The organism is Microcoleus sp. OTE_8_concoct_300, from assembly GCF_031383065.1.
In the GTDB taxonomy this organism is placed as follows: domain Bacteria; phylum Cyanobacteriota; class Cyanobacteriia; order Cyanobacteriales; family Microcoleaceae; genus Microcoleus.
Genome location: NZ_JANMZH010000300.1, coordinates 14,282 through 32,324 on the forward strand (window position 1 = coordinate 14,282; position 18,043 = coordinate 32,324).

Below are 18,043 nucleotides of genomic sequence, written 5' to 3' on the forward strand. Positions count from 1 at the left end.
AAATTCGCTTGTCAATCGATTTTTGCTGTTGGTAAAATCAGCATGGCATCGCCAAAGGAATAAAAGCGGTACTGATGGTCGATCGCCTCTCGGTACAAATCCAACAGCCGAGGCCTTCCAATCATCGCACTTACCATCATCATCAAAGTAGAGCGCGGCAAGTGAAAATTGGTAATCATCCCCTCTACAACCCGCCACTTGTAACCAGGGTAGATAAACAAATTGGTCCGGCCGCAAAAAGGCTGCAAGGAAAAATCGCCGCTCGCCGCAGCGGCTCCCTCTAAAGCTCGCACTGCTGTTGTACCCACAGCAAAGATGCGCCCGCCTCTGGCTTGAGTTTCGCGGATTTTATCGACGGTGGCGGGGGGTACTTCCACCCATTCGCCGTGCATTTGGTGAGCCGTCACGTCAGCCACCTCCACCGGGCGAAACGTCCCTACTCCCACGTGTAGGGTGACAAAAGTTTTTTCGATTCCCCGCTGCTGCAAGCGACTGAACAATTCTTCGGTGAAGTGCAAGCCGGCGGTGGGGGCTGCGATCGCCCCGGGTCGATCGGCATAAACAGTCTGGTACTGTTCCGGCGCAGCTTGGGAATTGTCGATGTAGGGCGGCAGGGGTACGTGGCCGTATTCGTCCAAAAACTTCGCCAGACTCGCATCGGTGGGGATGTCAAACTCCAGCAGCCGCCCTCCTGTTGCGTCGTCCCTGGCGATAACTGTCGCAGTCAATCGACGATCGAGTACCTCCGCTTTGGGAAGGCAACAACAAGGACCTGCAGCGGCGTCCTCACTTGCTGGGGCGATCGGCTCAAACTGAATTTGTGAGCCCAACTTTAAGCGTTTCCCGGGTTTAACCAAAGCCAGCCAGCAGTTGTGCTGCCGTTCTTCCATCAACAATATCTCCACAGCCGGGCCGTTGGGTTTGCGCCCGTAGAGCCTCGCTGGCAGCACGCGGGTGTTATTCAGTACCAGCAAGTCTCCCGGGTTCAGCAAATCTGGCAAATCCCGGAAAATCCGGTGTTGCTGGCTGCTGGGAGAATCTACAGCCAGCAAGCGAGAACTGTCCCTCGGCACTACGGGATTTTGGGCAATGCGGGAGGGGGGAAGTTCGTAGTTGTAGCCGTCCAAAGACCAGTCAATCTCTGTCATCGAGTGAATTCCTGTACGATCGATCTGTTAACTGGGTAACAAATTGGGTAAAAACCCCCATCCAAAGTCGGGTGCTTTTCCCCTTGTGGTGGCGGGTATAGACCGCCATGATAGAGGTATAGCATCAGCTTTGCTCCAAGGATCGTTATGGAATACCTCTACTACATCGCCAATACTAGCCTTACTCTGAGAGTCGTGGATTACCTGCGCACGGCTCATCATCTTCCCTTGCAATTTATCACTGTTATTCACCAAATTGACGGCTGGGTGGTGAAGGTGAAAATGAGCCAATATTTAACTCCAGAAATGCACGGCGATTTTCGGGCTTTTATGAACGAACTCGGGATTCCTTACGATCCTGAAATTCGCTTGCAAATGGCACTTTGGAGTTTGGAAACGGGACAGTCCCCGCTGAGCGTGATGCGTCGCTACCAGGTGGCCGTGGTTTGTCACGGCAGGCCTGACCGCAAGGAAATTGAAGCGTTTCGCCAGCAGTTTGTCAAGGGCCTGGGATATTGCCCGGAAACTCTCGCCTAGACTGCGTACCAGATAAATTAACTGTTATGGCAGAGGTGAAGACGGAGAGAAGGGGAGACGAGGAGAGAGGGAGAAGGCGAGAGAGGGAGAAGATTTCACGCTTTTTTCTCGTCGGTTAAACAGGAAGAAAGAAAGGCGCGAGGGCAATGGCAAGTTAACAATTAAAAATTAGCGAGTGGCATTGCTTTGTGATTTTACCCTCTAATTTTTAATGAGATATTTTTAATTGCTGAAAGCCGATCGAATGTATTCTTGCAGGGTAAGGTGGTAGTTTTCTGCAAGGGCGGATTGAGAGTTTGCAGCAGTTAACGGTAATATTTGCTTAGTCTTTGGCCGTGAAGGCTCGCACCTGACTAGGGCGACATCAAAGCGACAAGAATTATGTGCTAAATCTGGACGAGTGCTTAAAAATATTTCGGCTGTTTGCCAAAGTTTGGCTTGTTTTGTGGTATTAACAGCGAGCATTCCACCAGCATCCCAATTTCCCCGGCGGCGAGTTTTTACCTCTACAAATGCTAATGTTTGGGAATGGGGAATGGGGCATGGGGAATGGGGCATGGGGAATGGGGAATTTTCGTTACCTCTGTTGATTTCGCTTTCTTCCTCTCTTCCGAGTGCGATGATGTCAATCTCTCCCCAGCGACAGCGCCACTGTCGGTGCAAGATTTCCCAGCCTTGCTGCTGTAACCACTCGGCGACTAAGTGTTCTCCCAATGTGCCGATATCCCGAGAGTTTGGGGATTGGGGGGAATTGGAGTGGGCCGTCGCTATCCTCTTCGAGGGCTTTCCTTCGGATCGCAACGCTTTCGCTAACGGGCGATCGCGCTTTCTGGTAGAATTCAATTCTGAACTGTCACGGCTGCCCATTAGGTTTAACTTATGAATTCTCGAATTCGCCAACATCGCAAAAATATTTATACTTTCTTGCTGAGTTTTGTTATTTTAGCAGTAATTGCCGCTGGGGCGATCGGCATTAATCCCGCACCGGCTTTCGCTTTGGATCACGACAAAGAAATCCTAGTCGGCGCTGATTTTAGTGGACAAGTTCTGACTGACGACAGTTTTAATAAAGCTAATCTTCGCAACAGCAATTTTACTAATGCAGATTTGCGGGGCGTCAGCTTTTTTGCAGCCAATATGGAAGAGGCAAATTTTGAAGGCGCTAATTTCACGGGTGCTACTTTAGATTTAGCTCGCATGATGAAAGCAAATTTAACTAATGCTATCCTTGAGGGTGCTTTTGCTTACAATACCAGGCTGGAAGGAGCTGTCATTGACGGTGCTGATTTTACAGAGACACTGCTGCGAGACGATATGATAGAAAAACTTTGTAAAGTGGCAAAAGGTACTAATCCGGTGACAGGTAGAGATACTCGCGAAACTCTTTTTTGCGACTATTAAAAGGCTAATTAAACCCAACTTACCCCGCGTGCGGGGTAAGTTCCATGTAAACTCTCTGGCAGTAGGGCGATCGGGCTTGAGCCACGGCCCGATACATGACTACAATTTCAGGGGAACCCCCAGAAAATCGAAGGCTTTATGCTGTAAACGAGTTGGCGTCCTCAGGTCGAAACTAACTGCAACACCTGCTAGTTTAGGCTGCATTCGACTTGAAAATATTGATATTTCTTACTCTAGTCAACCTCTTTACGGTTAACTAACGGAATTTAGTTCAATTGCTAATCGATTAGGCTACTTCAATGACTACAGAATTAAATAGTGGTTCTCAAAGATCGCCAAACACTCTCCATGCTTGGGGTATAGCAGTATTGCTTGTCGTCACCCTAATTTGGGGTACGAGCTATCCGGTTATCAAGGGAGCTCTCAGCAGTCTTTCTCCTTCTGCAATATTTGCAACCCGCTACGTAATAGCAGCGTTGCCGTTTACCCCCTATTTACGCTTCCTGAATTTTTCCCTGCTACGGGATGGAGTCTTCTTATCACTCATACTGTTTCCTGCATCAGTCCTCCAAACCGTTGCCCTTGAGACGACTTCTGCAGATCGTGCTGCATTCATTGCCAGCTTCAACGTCATCCTAGTACCTCTGCTAGGGCAACTGCTAGGTAGGCAGGTGTTCCCAAAAACTTTCCTCGCCGCAGGAATTGCCATCTTTGGCATTGGGGTGATGTGTTGGGAGAGTGAACAGCTAGTGATCGGCGATGTGTTGATCTTGGGCAACGCCTTCCTCTACTCGATCTACACTCTTAAGCTTGAGTCCACCACGTTGCGCCACCCCATTTTGCCACTCGCCGCGATCCAGCTTTGGGTGATAACAATATTTTCTTTAATCTGGGCCGCTCCCGATCTGCTTGCACAACAGGAGGCAATTGGCGCGAATCTGGGTATTCTTTTATATATTGGCTTATTTGATACTGCTGCTACGATTGTGCTTCAAGTATTAGCTCAACGATGGGTTAACGCTTACCAGACGGCGCTAATTTATACGCTAGATCCGATTTTCGCAGCGGTTTTCTCGTTTCTACTACTGGGAGAGAAACTTGGAATACGCGGTGTGATAGGCGCAGTTCTTGTAGTGGTGGCAATGGTTTTTGGTCAAAGCAAATCTCAGGACACTGAGCACAATGGCGAAATCCAGGTTAACGAGTCGATAGTCGCAGCGCTGCCAGATTCGGATACTGAGCCAATTAACGCTCCAGTGTCGCTTCAGAGTAACCTCGTGGAATTAGAATTAGATTTGTAATTGGTATTAAGAGTGAGGAAAATGGGTTTCGATATTTTCATCCAGCAAACAGAGAAAGGTAGAGGCGTTTTTGCCAACCGAGGCTTCCGTAAAGGTGAGACTGTCGTGGTTGGACGCCGAGTCGATATCTTGCCCGAAAGAACTACTCACTCCATTCAGATGGACTTTGACCTGCATATAGAAATAGATGAACCGGGATTATTGATCAATCATTCTTGTAGCCCAAACACAGGGGTTCGGAATAATCAATTCGGAGCCTACGATTTCGTGGCCTTGGTTGATATTCCTTCTGGAAGCGAGATTACCTGGGATTACTCTACAACAGAGTACAGTTTCATTGACATTCCCAAATGTTGTTGTGGCTCCACCGAATGTCGATCGAAGATCCTTGGATATAAATTTCTCCCTGACGAAATCAGGAAAACGTATGGTGAGTTTATCGCCGATTACCTCAGAGTAAGGGCACCTGAAACGGAACTTCCCCCCCGTGCTCTTAAAGTTCCTAGTATTGCCCCCATTCAGTAGGGCGATCGGGCTTTAGCCCCCGCCGGATACATGACTAGAATGTCAGCGAAACCGCCAGCAAATCGAAGGCTTTCTGCTGTAAAGGAGTTGCCGTCGTCAGGTCGAAACTAACTGAAACACCCGCTAGTTTAGGCTGCACTCGATTTTTAGCGATCGTCGATAAATTAGTCACTAACATCCGAAAACTTAAAACGGGAAACTTCTCCAAAGTACGCTTTGTTGAAGTTTTCCGTTTCGCCGGAGTGGCAGACAAAACCTGGACAACCACCGAACCAGACTCCCAAGGATCTAACCACTCGTCATCCTCGAACAACAACAATGCTAATGGCGATCGCATATCCCATCTAAGTTTGCTTCCATTTCCATCTTCTGGCGGTTTCGTTCGTACCTGATTTTGGTTCATAGTAGGGACTAAAGTCCTTAACTCCTAGAAATTCCCACTCCAAGGTAGGGATGTTAAATCGTAAAAATTAACTTGACGCAGCCGCTCTAATTCCTTGAGCCATTCTTGTTCGGCACAGAATAGTTTGTGATATTCTATAGCCTCTTCGCCACTGCTAGCGGTCTTAGCTTTTTCCCACATATTGAGGGCAATCCGGCGCCGCTTTATACTGATAATTTGCTCGATACAGGCGAGGGCCGATCTAATTACTAGAGGTGCGCGATAAACGTTTCTTTCTGAGAACTCGTTTAAGTGAAATAAATGCGAGATTTGATTGAGTTGATTGGGATATTCAATGAAGCTATCTTGCAATTTCAATATTAACTCAGCAGGCGCTACTTGTAAAGACATTTTGTGCAATATTTCTGCATTCACAATCTGGTGCCACAAAAATCTGTGGTGAGAAAGGCTAAACTGCACGTCTCTAGCTTCTATTGCTTCTCTGACATCTTGGCGGTATTCGGGACAGTGCAAATAAATCTGCAATAATTGCGCTTCTGCTTCTTCTAAAAGACTGCGGGCTACGGCAGATAAGCTTGATTTAGAGCTTTGGTTTTCGCCGCTTGCACGCTGCTTTTTATATTGTTTGGTCGGCTTCAGCTTGTTTCTAATTAATAGGGGCATTGTCAATGATTCGTCTTGACTCTGCCGCTTTGCCCAATCGCTGACTACTTGATTGAGCAAGTTTTCAGCGAGCATTTTTGTGAGTCGAAAATCTCCTTTGCTGAGAATTTCGGCGCTTTTTTGCAAATAATGTGCTAGCTGATTGTCGTCAGTGATGTTAGTTAATAATTTTATAATTTTTTTGGTGACTTGCTGGGAAGTATCGGCTTGCTTCAAATCTTGATTGACAAGCATTTGTTGCAGTTGCCAGTCGATCCACAACGGAGCATTTTCGAGCAATTCTCGATATTGTTCTGGGGAGTATGTTTTGAGGTATTCGTCGGCATCTTTGCCGTCTGGAATGTTGAGCACCCGCAGTTGCACTTCTCCTTGATAAGCGAGTTTTTCTATTTCTCCAATCGCGCGTTCTGCTGCTTGAGTTCCTGCTTTGTCGGCGTCGAAGTTGAGGATAATTTGTTTGGAGTCAGTGTAGCGCAATAACTGCCGCACTTGGTTTAAACTTAAGGCTGTGCCGAGGGAAGCGACGGCGTTGGAGATGCCGGCGGCATGAAGTGCGATCGCGTCAAAATACCCCTCTACAACCACTGCTCGATCGGCTTTGCTAATGGCTATTTTGGCTGTATCTAAGGCAAATAAAGTTTTGCCTTTATCGAAGAGTTCTGTTTCGGGAGAATTGAGATATTTCGGCTGTTCGTCGCCGAGAGCTCTGCCGCCGAAACCGATGACTCTGCCTTGGGTATCGCGAATGGGAATCATAATGCGATTGCGGAAGCGATCGTAATAGCCGCTGCCTCCTGATTTGCGCGGTACAATTAATCCAGCTTGTTCTACTAATTGCGCCGGATAGTTTTTCTGTTCTACCAAATAAGTGTAAAGTGCTTCCCAACCTTGGGGTGCATAACCTAATTGAAATTGTTGGATAGTTTCTTCGCCCAGCTTGCGCTCTGATTTGAGATATGCTAAGGGTTCTTCTCCTTGGGTTTGCCGCAAAGCGTGTTCGTAAAACTTGGCTGTTAGTGCTGAGATTTCATACAGTTGTTCCCGCAGAGAAATTTGGCGCTGCAATTCTTGTCGGTGTTCCGGTTCGACTGTTTTGACGGGGACTTGATAATTTTTAGCTAATTCTAATACTACTTCGCTGAAAGGGCGTTTCTCCAATTCCATGAGAAACTTAAAAGCATTGCCACCTGCACCGCAGCCGAAACAATAGTACATTTGTTTGCCTGGGCTGACTGTAAAGCTGGGAGATTTTTCGTCGTGAAAGGGACACAAACCTACGAATTCTTTGCCGCGTTTTCGCAACACGACGCGACCGGAAATAACGTCTACTATGTCGGCTCTTTGTTTGACTTCTTCGATTGTTTCTGGATGCAGCCGGGGAACTTGCATAGGGCTATTTTAGGCTAATAAAAATTATGTTTATTTTGAGCGATCGCACTTTAGTAAAGCCTCCTGACTGACTTTCCGGACTGGCGCACAAAAACTCAAGCGTTCCCGGTTTTTATACCATGGCTGATGGCTGTCACCAGGTTTTTTTCTAAAAAATCCGGTTTTTCCGTAAGGCATAACTTTATTGTAAGATATTTACACTAACTGTAAGGAGCATCGAAAATAATGCGAATTTTAATGATGGGCGGTACTCGGTTTATCGGGGTTTATCTTACTAAGATTTTAGCAGCACAAGGACATGAAGTGGTGTTGTTTAACCGGGGCAACAAGCCTGCACCGGTTTCGGGCGTGAAACAGATTCAGGGCGATCGCACAAATGCCGAACAACTAAAAGAAAAGTTATCGACGGTCGAGTTTGACGCTGTTTTTGACAACAACGGTCGCGAACTCAGCGATACAAAGCCTTTAGCTGAAATATTTAAAGGGCGGGTGCAGCACTTTGTTTACATGAGCTCTGCGGGGGTTTATTTGAAGTCGGATCAAATGCCTCATATTGAAGGGGACGCTACTGATCCTAAAAGCCGGCATTTGGGTAAATGCGAAACCGAAACTTACTTGGCTGAGTCCGGTTTGCCTTGGACTTCGATTCGCCCGACTTACATTTACGGGCCACAAAATTATAACGATTTGGAGGCTTGGTTTTTCGATCGCATTGCGCGCGATCGACCGATTCCGATTCCCGGTAACGGAATGCACTTCACGCAGTTGGGGCACTGTCAGGATTTGGCTAAAGCAATGGCGGCGGTTTTGGGCAACGAAAGGGCGATCGGGCAAATTTACAACGTTTCGGGCGATCGATTTGTCACCTTTGACGGTTTAGCCCGCGCCTGCATTCAAGCGGCAGGCAAATCCCCTGATGCTATTAAGATTGTACACTACGATCCGAAACAATTTGACTTCGGCAAAAAGAAAGCTTTTCCGATGCGCTTGCAGCACTTTTTTGCCTCAGTGAATAAAGCTGTCACCGAGCTTAACTGGAAGCCGGAATTTGACTTAGTTTCGGGGCTAAAAGATTCTTTTCAGAATGATTATGTAGTTTCGGGACGGGACAAAGCCGAGATAGATTTTTCAGTCGATGACGAGATTTTGAAAGCAGTTTAAAGTAAAATTAAAGTATGGTGTGCAGCGCGCACCATACCAATGTTTAGGGAGAAAAATAACATGAGATTTATCAATCCCAAAATTGATTTTGCATTCAAGAAAATATTTGGCTCTGCCCAGAGTAACGACATTTTGATTAGTTTCTTGAATGCCATACTCTATGAAGGCAGATCCATCATTGAAAGCTTAGAAATCCTTGACCCTTATCTTGCCCCTCAAATAGCCGGAGTTAAAAACAGCTACTTAGATGTCAAAGCGCTACTTAACGATGGCACATTTGTGATTATCGAAATGCAAGTTTTGAAGGTGCAGGCATTTGGGAAGCGAGTTTTGTACAATGCAGCAAAAACTTATGCACTGCAACTAACAAGGGGAGAATTATACCAGCAATTGCGACCTGTGATTGCTTTGACTCTCACAGATTTTGAAATGTTTAGCGGGCATCAAGATGTAATTTCGCATTTTGTCTTCAAAGAAAGAACTCGCCTGTCAGATTATCTACAGAATGACATTGAGTTAGTATTTGTAGAGTTGCCAAAATTCAAGAAAGAATTGGATCAACTAGAAAATATTACGGACAAGTGGATTTACTTTATCAAAACCACTGGCACTTTGGATGAAGTACCTCAAACAATGGCTACTGTTCCGCAAATTCAGAAAGCTTTTGAAATTGCCAACGAAGTTAGTTTGACACAGGATGAATTGAACACGTTACAGCAGCAAGAGTTCTTTGCTCAAGATCAGGCAAGTTCAGTGGCTGTAGGTCGGGAAGAAGGCAGACAAGAAGGCAGACAAGAAGCACAAATAGAGTTAATTATGATTTCGCTGAATCGCCTTTTAGATCAACTAAACCCCGATATAGAAAGGCGCATTCAGCAGTTATCGAGCGACCAATTAGAAAATTTAGTAAACGACCTATGGGGGTTTTCAAACTTGGAAGAGTTGAGCGGTTGGTTGGAAGATAATTCTCAATAAGTTGATAACGCACCCTACCAGTTAAATAAAAGTAAGGTGCGTAGTTCACAGACTAAGAAATATTAGGTAAATCTCATGCTTGGAATCACACTCAGCAATCGCTACAGTATTATCCGTCACTTGGGAGGCGGCGGATTTGCTCAAACTTATTTAGCTGAAGATAGGCAGCTACCAAGCAATCACCTCTGCGTCGTCAAGCAGCTTAAACCTCAAGCAACAGAGCCCGAAACTCTACAGGTAGCTAGACGTTTATTCGATACCGAAGCACAAGTTTTGTACAAATTGGGAAATCACGATCGCATTCCCCGACTTTTTGCTTACTTTGAAGAAAATCAAGAGTTTTATCTCGTTCAAGAATTCATAGAAGGTCACGATTTAAGTCAAGAAATTACGCCCGCTTCTCCTGGAACAGGGGGAGGAATGCAGGAAGATAAAGTCATTTGTATATTGCAGGAACTTCTCGAAATTTTAGACTTTGTACACCAGCAAAAGGTGATTCACCGCGATGTCAATCCTCGCAATATTCTCCGCAGAGATAGAGACGAAAAATTAGTTTTAATTGACTTCGGTGCAGTCAAAGAAATTACCACTCAAATCACCAATCCTCAGCCCAAAAATAGCTTGAGCGTGAGCATCGGTACTCCCGGTTATATGCCCAGCGAACAAGCTCACGGCAACCCGAAACTCAGCAGCGATATCTATGCGGCAGGTGCGATCGCAATTCAGTTCCTCACTGGCATAAATCCTCACCAAATGCCAAGAAACCCCGATACAGAGGAAATTATTTGGCAGGACAAAACATCAGTCAGTCCTGAATTTGCGAAGATTTTAGATAAGATGGTAAAGTACGATTTTCGGCAACGTTATTCTAGTGCCGGCGAAACCCTGCAAGCTATTAAAGAATTGAAAAATTCTTTCAGCGGTACAGTTCCTATATTGCCTCCGGTTGCTGCTGCGAAGGGGCGGCTCAAATCCCGAAAAAAACTGTATTTTAAAATATTGTCGATCGCCAGTTTAATTGGCATCAGTATTATAGCATCAATTTATGGTGTAAATACTTTTAATGCGGCAAATGCAACTGACCTGTACAACCGAGGCAATACTCTTTACAATTTAAGCCGATTTGAAGAAGCTCTGGCCGCTTACGATCGAGCAATAAGTCTCAGACCGGACTACGCGGAAGTTTGGCAGGAAAAAGCCAAAACTTTATATGAATTGAAAAAATATCGAGAATCGCAGTCAGCTTATGATAAAGCCATAGAATTAAAGCCGGAATACTTGGAAGCTTGGACGGGACGCGGTTATGCTTTGGAGAAGTTACAACAGTCTCAAGAGGCGATCGCATCTTTTGATAACGCTTTGAAAATCCAGCCCGACTATGCCGCAGCCTGGGAAGGCAGAGGCGATACTCTGTTAGATTTGCAGCGGTACGAAGAGGCGATCGCCTCCTACGAAAAAGCCGTACAATTTCAGCCTAACTTGTACCGTGCGTGGTACAATCGGGGACAAGCTTACCAAAAATTAAAACAGTACGATCGAGCCGTAGAATCCTATCAAAAAGCAGTTGCAATCAAATTCGATAATTATGAAGCTTGGTACAATGTAGGCAATGTTTTCCTAGAAATTAACAAAAATCAAGAAGCTTTTGAAGCCTACGAAAAAGCCGTGCGGTTTCAGCCAAATTTTTATCAAGGGTGGTACAGTAAAGGCATCGCTCTGCTGAAAATGCGGAGGCATGAAGAAGCGGTAGAAGCTTACGAAAAAGCTGTTAAATTAAAACCTGATTATTATCAAGCATGGTATAATTTAGGCTGGTCTTACCACGAATTGCGCAGGTACGAACAAGCAATTGAGTGTTACAGCAGAGCCTTAGATTTAAACCCGCAAGAATATCAAGCGTGGTACAATAGAGGAAATGCTCAGTACAATTTAAAGCGGTACGAAGATGCGCTAGTCTCTTACAATGAAGCCGTCTATGTCAAGCCTGACTACTCGGAAGCCTGGTACAGCCGCGGCAATGCACTTGTGGCGGTAAAAAGATACGAAGATGCGAGATCCTCCTATGACAAAGCAATTCGCTACAAACCGGATTACGGAGCGGCAATGGAAGCAAAAAAGCGGGCAGAAAGTCAGCTAGGAAGCAGCCCGCTAGAATCCCAACAACAACAACAACAATAATTGTTATTAGTCCCCCTCTGCTAGGACGAGAGTTTGTGTAAGCTGTTGGGCATCTTGCGTTGTATTTTTCGGGCGGGCGAGACGCCCACCCCACAATTGTGTAAGCTGTTGGGCATCTTGCGTTGTATTTTTCGGGCGGGCGAGACGCCCACCCCACAATTGTGTAAGCTGTTGGGCATCTTGCGTTGTATTTTTCGGGCGGGCGAGACGCCCACCCCACAATAATTTCATCAAAGTTGACTGTAAAATTTAGATGCGCCTCAGCTTAGTAGCGATTTCAAGATCGGAAAGATCGTGGGGGTAGGTTATCTTTTAGCGAACAGCGGGAGCAATTACGGTAACTCGGCGGCTGTCTACTAACATCGGCCAAAAACCTCGATCGCTCAATGTTTTTACTGCAGCAGTAGCGGCGTTTTGATCCGTTGTATAAGCGACGAATAAAAAGGGACGCTGGCCGTAGGAAGCTAAGCCTACTTGCGTGCCTAAGGCTTGCCTGACTTGGGTGGCTAATTCCGGTTGGTTGAAGTAATCTACTAACACTGCATAACCAGGGCCCAAGGGTTGGGGATTGAAGGCAAGATTGCCCGTTCGAGAATTGGTGATTGGTTCAGAACCTGGTGCTGGCTGAGGGTTGTAGACTGGCAAATTTTGGGGTAGCGCGGCTGCGGGCGATCGTACTACGTAAGCTTGCAATCCGACAACATCTTCGATGTATTTAACCCAATCGCTGGCGATTTGCGAGTTACGAAATCCGCCAACTCGCGTCACCGTGTCGTTGATATACCGACAAACTGTGTTGTTAGTATTTCCGGGGAAAGAGCGTTTTGCTCTTTCTTGCTGTTCGGGTGTTGGGGTGACAATTAACAGTAGATATTCGTCGGACTGGGGCGGTTGGCAGCTCGACTGAGCTTTAACAGAAGTCGATAAAATTGTCAAGACCAAAAGGGCTATCGAAGTAGCAGAAAATAGGGGTATAGACAAAATAAATTTGTACAATTGAGTCCTAATTTCTGTGAGTTGTTTTGTCGGATTTTGGGCAAGTTTATTCATGCTGTCTGTAGGGATGCAAGGGCATCGGGAATAGTTGGTGATGGTGCTTGAAATTCACCTGTCAGTACATATTCTAATCGCAGTTTCAACCAAGTGATGAAGACAGGATCGGTAGAAATAATAGCGGCGGCTGGCTGAGGGCATTTTGCTTTAACTTCTGCCATTGTCGGTGCTTCTAGGAAAGCGGGCTGTTTGACCAACCAGAAGTCTATTTGTTTTTCTTGTTCGTTGTAGTTGCGAGTTCTTTCTTTAAACACTTCATCTAGGGCTTCTTCTTCTAGCAAAAAGCGTTGGCTGGCTAAAACGTAGTAGTAGGTTTGCATTTTTCTCGGTTGTTAGGGGTTGACGGTTAGCGGTTAATGCCGCCTGTACCGACCAGTTTTGCTGGTCAGGGGCGGGTTTGCCGAGTTGCGGTCGTTCGAGAGTTCTAGACTCTTGTGCCGTTTACTTTACCTTATTTGCTGTCATCTTGGGTAGATGCAGAGCAAGTCGCCTCAGAAAAATCTTTGGTGGTGAGTGTTGGGCGAGTTGTGAGAGTTGCTGGTTGTTTGGGGATTTGGGCGACTATTTTTCGGGCTGGTGATTTTCGGGAAAATTTAGGTGACAATAGGAAATTAGATGGAATTGCAGGTTGAATAATTACCAATTATTGAGGCAATCTGAGGGCTGTTAAACGTGATTGGGAGTGGTTTGCATATGAAAAGTTGTTGGAGTGCGATCGCGATTGGTATTGCTTGGTGTCTGGCTTGGGGCGATAAACGCGAACCTCAATTTGAGATCGGCGTGTTGCAGGAAATGCGACGGGCTTTGAATTCTGGGGAGGAAGTGCCGGAAAATGTGAGAGAGATTGTCGATCGGGTTCAGAAACTTCTGAATATTCCCGAAAATTTTGCCCAAGGAGACTTTCCTGAAACAATTACTGACTTGCGAAGTAAATACCCAGACTTGTGGGATGTGACTGAAAGAATTAGCTTAGTGTACGGCGGTGCAACTAAGATCAAGCAATATGTGTTTGAAGCTGCCAAACTACCAGATATCCGAGGAGCATCAGCACTATTAGATCAGATTAACCTGATTGACTTACCCGCACTTTTTGGTCGAGAACCAACTGTATGTGATATATATCCTGATTCACAAGATTGCCAAGAGGCTAGAAATTGGTGTCAACAAGTCAGGCAATGGTTAGATACCTGTTATTTAGAAAATGCGAATTATCCTAAATTTTCCGAAGTTCTAATCCCAGAACTAATAATTTACTCTACGGGTGGCAATATTCTAGCTTTCTGTCCGGCTGCTTTTGTCGATGAGCTAGCTAATGCGATAGAAAAGCGATATACAGAGAGGACTTTAACTGCTAATTCCTGTGCTGTAGGTGAAAAATTTAGGCTTTTAGAACTTCGCTTTGGTTTATTACGCGATGAAAATCAGCCTTGGTTAGATTGGTATCTTCGACAAGACGTACACACTAACCCTCTGGTAGAAGCATACTTTGGTAGTTCGCGAGATAAACAAAGCAAACAAAATAAAACTTTACAGCAGCTAACTCAGGCTTTTCAAGACCGCAAAAACTTTAACGAGTTAGCAGGCAAGCTAGCCGCGCTTTTCCAGCAACGGCGTAATGGTAATGAGGGATTGGAAGTTAATCGAAGCAGTCGCCGCTATCCTGCAATGTATGAAACCCATCCTTATCTCATACGGGATGAAAATGAACATCGTTCTGCTGTGATTCTAGAAGACAAGTTACCGGGAAGACCTTATTTATCAGAATCTTTAAGACGCCAACGAATTATAGGAGATAAAGCCAAAAAAGAGCAAGAAAGTCAATGGTATCAGGATACAGAAATAGATAAAAACTGGCAACCTGGGTTTGTTGAAAGTTGGGTGAGTAAGTTCAAGCAATTTTTGCAGGATTCTGGACGCTGGCAAGACTATTATTTAGGTATTCCTGAAAACCGTGTTATGGAAGCGAAACGACTTGAAGAAATTGGTAAGGCATCCCGTTCAGACCAAATCTTCCCTAAGCAAAACTTACTGAAGTATTCCATAACCAGTAGTAATGGTTTTGTTGGCTATATCTCTGCTGATGTGAATAATATGGGGGGTTATATCCAGAAACAGATTAAAACCCCCCAACAATATCAGCAATTCAGTCAGGATGTTTTGCAGGTTATGGAAAGTGCTGTTTATACAGCGCTAGTCACACATCTTAATCCACGTCGCTTGGAAAATTTAACTGAGCCAGAATCCATAAATCGTAATGGCAAAATTGTTCATCCTTTTGAAATACTAGCTATTGGTGGAGATGATATTCTACTAATAGTCCCAGCGGATAAAGCATTGGAAATTGCTCAAACTATTGGCAGCGAATTTGAGAAACAACTCGCGGAGGTAAGAAACGGACTCTATGGTTTACCTGAAACTCATGATGATCGGTCAGTCCATCGCTATCAAGTAGAAAGTGTTAAATCAAGCGGATGTAAGCTGAGTATGTCTGTTGGAGTTTTGATTACTGATTACAAAACTCCTATTTATTACGCTCAAGGACTCTACGGTCAATTATTGAAATCTGCTAAAGAGCAAGCTAAATCCTTGAAAGAGCGTGATAATTACTATGGAGGTACAGTTGATCTATTAACAATGAAGTCTGTGACAATGATTTCGTCGAATGTTAAAGAATTCCGCGAACAAGGGTTAACTAAAGAAATAAGAAGCTCTAAATTTAAGCGGTATGCTGCTCCATATACACTGTACGAACTGGGCGGATTGATAGAGGCAGTTAAGGCGTTGAAAGTTTCTGAGTTTCCGCGATCGCAACTCTACCAAATTCGCAGCTTACTAGAACAAGGCAAAGAGACTGCCATCCTCAACTACCGTTATTTCCGAACTCGCCTAAAAAGTCGCGAACAAAAAAATATTCTCAAAACATATTTTGAAGAACCTTGGTGTCAAGCCAAGACAAACAATGGAAATATCGCTCCCTGGATGTTCAGGGAAAAAGCCTACGAAACAATATGGCAAGATTTTGTGGATTTATACCCTTTTATTGATGAAACAGATATGGCATCAGCAAATAAAAAACCTGTAACTACAGAGGCTAACTCATGATTTATCTACACCAATTATCCAACTCAGTGGAAACCCTACCAATTTTAACGGCTGTAATTGATACGGCTTTGTGTGTAGGTGCGGGTGGTTCATCTGGCAGCTTGGCAGACAAGCCAATTGTCCGTAATGCCGAAAAAAATTTACTGATTCCGGCCTCTCAACTTAAAGGTCGCTTGCGTCACGAATGTGAAAAAATTGCTAGAGGTTTGGGCTGGTCAATCTGTGAATCTCCCAATCCTCAAACTATGTGTGCCCAAAGAGCAGGTGTGCCAGGAAATTTTGAGCGTGAGGAATATGAATTTACAGATGCAATCACTGGGGGGAAAAATCATCACTGCTTAATTTGTCAGATTTTTGGTAATCCAGCATTGCCATCCCGTGCAATTTTTGACGATTTAATTTATACTGAAGATCCCGATAACTTGCCTACGGAAGTTCTCCGTCCGGGTGTCACAATCAATCGCTACCGTCGCACGGCGGAAGACCAAAAACTATACTTTTTAGAAACCTCTCCAGCTAATGCTCAACTGAGATTTGAGGGCAAGATTCACTTACAACCGAAACTAAAACCAGACTTGCCAGATTACGCCAAGGTATTAATTTGGGCTGGCTTAAAACACATTACAGCATTGGGGGGAAGTAAATCTGCTGGGTTGGGATGGCTGCACTGGGCGGAAATTCATCCTTTGGAGGTTGATCTAGGAGTTTGGGATTTTCTGGCAAAAGGACGGTTATAATGAAACGTATTCGACTAGAAATTAAAGCATTATCTCCTCTAGCAATTGGTCGTCAGAAACCAGGAGGTTCAGTTAGTGAGGCTGATGACTATATTCCAGGTTCTGTGATTCGAGGTGCGATCGCCTCTCAACTCCTGCGATTATCTGGTCATCAGTCTACGAATTTAGCAGAGAATGGCGGTGACTTTCAATCTTTGTTTTTAAGCGATACTCCAGCAATTTTCCAAAATGCTTATCCTGTAAATCCAGACATTAATCGTCGAATTGATGGCATCTGGGTGTTACCTGCAACTGCGCTTAGTTCTAAAACAAAACCCGGCTTTACGATTGAAAACGGCAATGGTGTTTTTGATACTTTAATTGACCGATTTTGTGCTGAATGCTACGGTCATCTATACGATCCAACTTGTCCAACAAATGACGGGGGAAGAGTTGAAGCATATACTTGTTTCTACAGCCAAGTTGGTGGCAACTATTACAGTCATTCGGTTAGCAAACGTTTACTGACGAGGGTGGGTATTAATCGACGGAGAGGTACCGCAGAAGAGCAAATATTATATGGTATTGAAGTTCTGAATGAGTCTCAAGATAAAAAGCAGAAACCTATACGCTATTATGGGTCAGTTATAGTTTCAGATAGTTTAGGAGATGCCCTCTGTCAATTTATCAACGATCTTAGAGAAGATTTCCGGTTGGGTGGTTCGACTTCGCGGGGACTAGGAAAAGTCGAGATTACAGCTAAAACACTAACACTAGAAAGTAAACCACAAATAAAGACCCGAATTGAGCAGTTCAATGCAAAGTTCAAAAAACGTTGGGGAGAATGGAAAATTTTTGGTAATCCTCACGAGGAATTGGCAGGCGATCGCACTTATTTCACCATAGATTTACAATCAGATGCTATTTTGACGGAACAATGGCGACGTACTACTGTTATTTCTCCAGAGATGTTATGCCAATTTGCAGGTGTAACTGACTCATCGTTGCAACTTCATGCAGCTTATAGCAGCTATGACTATAGATCGGGATGGAATACAGCTTGGGGGTTGATGAAAGATGTGGAGTTAATTACTAATAAAGGTGCTGTATATCTCTTCAGCACTACTCAAGAAGATACCTGGTTTAGAATGGTAGAATATCTGGAAATCAGGGGTGTAGGGGAACGAACTTGTGAAGGGTTTGGGCAAATACAAATTTGTAATGAATTTCATCTAGTGTTTAGGGAGAGAGCCGTATGACCGTATTAACAGAACAACAAAAAGAACTCAAAGTTCAGAAAGGAATTCGTGATTCAGAAGATGAGTTAGTAGAAGCAATTCAGAAATTGTTAGATGACCGCTCATCTTATGGCGACTTAGAAGAGTCTCAATTCCGCAACCTAGTACGGGTTTCTGATACTACCGACAGTCCTGAAGTCATTAAGAATTTTATCCTCTATCAAGTGGGTCGCGATCGCAAATGGGGGAGAGG

Annotated in this window: 18 protein-coding genes and 1 pseudogene; 12 read left to right on the forward strand and 7 right to left on the reverse strand. The window is 44.7% G+C overall.

Annotated elements, in window-relative coordinates; translation table 11 throughout:
- Positions 1-11: 11 nt before the first annotated feature.
- Positions 12-1,148: a tRNA preQ1(34) S-adenosylmethionine ribosyltransferase-isomerase QueA gene (gene queA, locus ACUVJL_RS13815; RefSeq protein WP_445246371.1), complete on the reverse strand. Its 1,137-nt coding sequence runs from the start codon at positions 1,146-1,148 to the stop codon at positions 12-14.
- Positions 1,149-1,295: 147 nt separating this feature from the next.
- Here queA and ACUVJL_RS13820 point away from each other — a divergent pair, with 147 nt between their 5' ends.
- Positions 1,296-1,685, forward strand: coding sequence for a hypothetical protein (locus tag ACUVJL_RS13820; RefSeq protein ID WP_445246372.1), 390 nt, complete (start codon positions 1,296-1,298; stop codon positions 1,683-1,685).
- Between the two features lie 222 nt (positions 1,686-1,907).
- Here the strand turns inward: ACUVJL_RS13820 and ACUVJL_RS13825 are convergent, their stop codons facing one another.
- Entirely contained in the window at positions 1,908-2,552 is a 645-nt protein-coding gene (locus tag ACUVJL_RS13825) for a YraN family protein (RefSeq protein WP_445246373.1), read from the reverse strand.
- A gap of 12 nt (positions 2,553-2,564) precedes the next feature.
- Here ACUVJL_RS13825 and ACUVJL_RS13830 point away from each other — a divergent pair, with 12 nt between their 5' ends.
- The 3 genes from ACUVJL_RS13830 to ACUVJL_RS13840 all read left to right on the forward strand — a co-directional run bounded on the left by ACUVJL_RS13830 (position 2,565) and on the right by ACUVJL_RS13840 (position 4,912).
- Positions 2,565-3,086: a pentapeptide repeat-containing protein gene (locus ACUVJL_RS13830; protein ID WP_445176688.1), complete on the forward strand. Its 522-nt coding sequence runs from the start codon at positions 2,565-2,567 to the stop codon at positions 3,084-3,086.
- 299 nt (positions 3,087-3,385) lie between these two features.
- Positions 3,386-4,387: a DMT family transporter gene (locus ACUVJL_RS13835; RefSeq protein WP_445246374.1), complete on the forward strand. Its 1,002-nt coding sequence runs from the start codon at positions 3,386-3,388 to the stop codon at positions 4,385-4,387.
- 21 nt (positions 4,388-4,408) lie between these two features.
- A complete protein-coding gene (locus ACUVJL_RS13840) occupies positions 4,409-4,912 on the forward strand; it encodes an SET domain-containing protein-lysine N-methyltransferase (protein ID WP_445246375.1) in 504 nt (167 codons plus the stop codon).
- Between the two features lie 34 nt (positions 4,913-4,946).
- Here ACUVJL_RS13840 and ACUVJL_RS13845 read toward each other — a convergent pair whose 3' ends face one another.
- The gene (locus ACUVJL_RS13845) at positions 4,947-5,315 is read right to left on the reverse strand and encodes a hypothetical protein (protein WP_445246376.1); all 369 of its coding nucleotides are present in this window, start codon (positions 5,313-5,315) and stop codon (positions 4,947-4,949) included.
- 24 nt (positions 5,316-5,339) lie between these two features.
- On the reverse strand, positions 5,340-7,367 hold the full coding sequence (gene dnaG, locus ACUVJL_RS13850; protein ID WP_445246377.1) for a DNA primase: 2,028 nt from the start codon (positions 7,365-7,367) through the stop codon (positions 5,340-5,342).
- Positions 7,368-7,592: 225 nt separating this feature from the next.
- Here dnaG and ACUVJL_RS13855 point away from each other — a divergent pair, with 225 nt between their 5' ends.
- The 3 genes from ACUVJL_RS13855 to ACUVJL_RS13865 all read left to right on the forward strand — a co-directional run bounded on the left by ACUVJL_RS13855 (position 7,593) and on the right by ACUVJL_RS13865 (position 11,681).
- Positions 7,593-8,528: an NAD-dependent epimerase/dehydratase family protein gene (locus ACUVJL_RS13855; protein WP_445246378.1), complete on the forward strand. Its 936-nt coding sequence runs from the start codon at positions 7,593-7,595 to the stop codon at positions 8,526-8,528.
- Between the two features lie 60 nt (positions 8,529-8,588).
- Positions 8,589-9,503 carry an Rpn family recombination-promoting nuclease/putative transposase gene (locus ACUVJL_RS13860; RefSeq protein ID WP_445246379.1) on the forward strand — a complete coding sequence of 305 codons (915 nt, stop codon included), beginning with the start codon at positions 8,589-8,591 and terminating at the stop codon, positions 9,501-9,503.
- A gap of 75 nt (positions 9,504-9,578) precedes the next feature.
- On the forward strand, positions 9,579-11,681 hold the full coding sequence (locus ACUVJL_RS13865) for a tetratricopeptide repeat protein (RefSeq protein ID WP_445246380.1): 2,103 nt from the start codon (positions 9,579-9,581) through the stop codon (positions 11,679-11,681).
- A gap of 6 nt (positions 11,682-11,687) precedes the next feature.
- Here ACUVJL_RS13865 and ACUVJL_RS13870 read toward each other — a convergent pair whose 3' ends face one another.
- From ACUVJL_RS13870 to ACUVJL_RS13880, 3 genes are all read right to left on the reverse strand, one after another.
- A complete protein-coding gene (locus ACUVJL_RS13870) occupies positions 11,688-11,912 on the reverse strand; it encodes a hypothetical protein (RefSeq protein WP_445246381.1) in 225 nt (74 codons plus the stop codon).
- A gap of 81 nt (positions 11,913-11,993) precedes the next feature.
- Entirely contained in the window at positions 11,994-12,731 is a 738-nt protein-coding gene (locus ACUVJL_RS13875; protein ID WP_445246382.1) for a hypothetical protein, read from the reverse strand.
- Positions 12,728-13,054 (reverse strand): MgPME-cyclase complex family protein, encoded by a 327-nt coding sequence (locus tag ACUVJL_RS13880; protein WP_172192102.1) that lies wholly within the window; start codon positions 13,052-13,054, stop codon positions 12,728-12,730. The genes ACUVJL_RS13875 and ACUVJL_RS13880 overlap by 4 nt, the downstream gene beginning before the upstream one ends.
- Before the next feature lie 114 nt (positions 13,055-13,168).
- On the opposite strand from ACUVJL_RS13880, the gene ACUVJL_RS13885 reads away from it, so the two are divergent.
- The 5 genes and pseudogenes from ACUVJL_RS13885 to ACUVJL_RS13905 all read left to right on the forward strand — a co-directional run.
- Positions 13,169-13,366, forward strand: a complete 198-nt coding sequence (locus tag ACUVJL_RS13885; RefSeq protein ID WP_445246383.1) for a hypothetical protein — start codon at positions 13,169-13,171, stop codon at positions 13,364-13,366.
- A 61-nt stretch (positions 13,367-13,427) separates the two neighbouring features.
- A complete protein-coding gene (gene cas10, locus ACUVJL_RS13890) occupies positions 13,428-15,836 on the forward strand; it encodes a type III-B CRISPR-associated protein Cas10/Cmr2 (protein WP_445246384.1) in 2,409 nt (802 codons plus the stop codon).
- Positions 15,833-16,573 (forward strand): RAMP superfamily CRISPR-associated protein, encoded by a 741-nt coding sequence (locus ACUVJL_RS13895; protein ID WP_445246385.1) that lies wholly within the window; start codon positions 15,833-15,835, stop codon positions 16,571-16,573. The genes cas10 and ACUVJL_RS13895 overlap by 4 nt, the downstream gene beginning before the upstream one ends.
- Entirely contained in the window at positions 16,573-17,811 is a 1,239-nt protein-coding gene (csx10, locus tag ACUVJL_RS13900) for a type III-D CRISPR-associated RAMP protein Csx10 (RefSeq protein WP_445246386.1), read from the forward strand. Before ACUVJL_RS13895 ends, csx10 begins: the two co-directional genes overlap by 1 nt.
- Positions 17,808-18,043 (forward strand): annotated as a pseudogene (locus ACUVJL_RS13905) (hypothetical protein); the annotation flags it as partial. The gene csx10 and the pseudogene ACUVJL_RS13905, both read left to right, overlap by 4 nt.

Coding starts and splice junctions, on each gene's coding strand:
- ACUVJL_RS13880 (WP_172192102.1), bottom strand. CDS start 13,054: ATGCAAACCTACTACTACGTTTTAGCCAGCCAACGCTTTTTGCTAGAA.
- ACUVJL_RS13820 (WP_445246372.1), top strand. CDS start 1,296: ATGGAATACCTCTACTACATCGCCAATACTAGCCTTACTCTGAGAGTC.
- cas10 (WP_445246384.1), top strand. CDS start 13,428: ATGAAAAGTTGTTGGAGTGCGATCGCGATTGGTATTGCTTGGTGTCTG.
- ACUVJL_RS13895 (WP_445246385.1), top strand. CDS start 15,833: ATGATTTATCTACACCAATTATCCAACTCAGTGGAAACCCTACCAATT.
- ACUVJL_RS13875 (WP_445246382.1), bottom strand. CDS start 12,731: ATGAATAAACTTGCCCAAAATCCGACAAAACAACTCACAGAAATTAGG.
- queA (WP_445246371.1), bottom strand. CDS start 1,148: ATGACAGAGATTGACTGGTCTTTGGACGGCTACAACTACGAACTTCCC.
- ACUVJL_RS13830 (WP_445176688.1), top strand. CDS start 2,565: ATGAATTCTCGAATTCGCCAACATCGCAAAAATATTTATACTTTCTTG.
- dnaG (WP_445246377.1), bottom strand. CDS start 7,367: ATGCAAGTTCCCCGGCTGCATCCAGAAACAATCGAAGAAGTCAAACAA.
- ACUVJL_RS13855 (WP_445246378.1), top strand. CDS start 7,593: ATGCGAATTTTAATGATGGGCGGTACTCGGTTTATCGGGGTTTATCTT.
- ACUVJL_RS13840 (WP_445246375.1), top strand. CDS start 4,409: ATGGGTTTCGATATTTTCATCCAGCAAACAGAGAAAGGTAGAGGCGTT.
- ACUVJL_RS13825 (WP_445246373.1), bottom strand. CDS start 2,552: ATGGGCAGCCGTGACAGTTCAGAATTGAATTCTACCAGAAAGCGCGAT.
- ACUVJL_RS13860 (WP_445246379.1), top strand. CDS start 8,589: ATGAGATTTATCAATCCCAAAATTGATTTTGCATTCAAGAAAATATTT.
- ACUVJL_RS13865 (WP_445246380.1), top strand. CDS start 9,579: ATGCTTGGAATCACACTCAGCAATCGCTACAGTATTATCCGTCACTTG.
- ACUVJL_RS13870 (WP_445246381.1), bottom strand. CDS start 11,912: ATGAAATTATTGTGGGGTGGGCGTCTCGCCCGCCCGAAAAATACAACG.
- ACUVJL_RS13835 (WP_445246374.1), top strand. CDS start 3,386: ATGACTACAGAATTAAATAGTGGTTCTCAAAGATCGCCAAACACTCTC.
- ACUVJL_RS13845 (WP_445246376.1), bottom strand. CDS start 5,315: ATGAACCAAAATCAGGTACGAACGAAACCGCCAGAAGATGGAAATGGA.
- csx10 (WP_445246386.1), top strand. CDS start 16,573: ATGAAACGTATTCGACTAGAAATTAAAGCATTATCTCCTCTAGCAATT.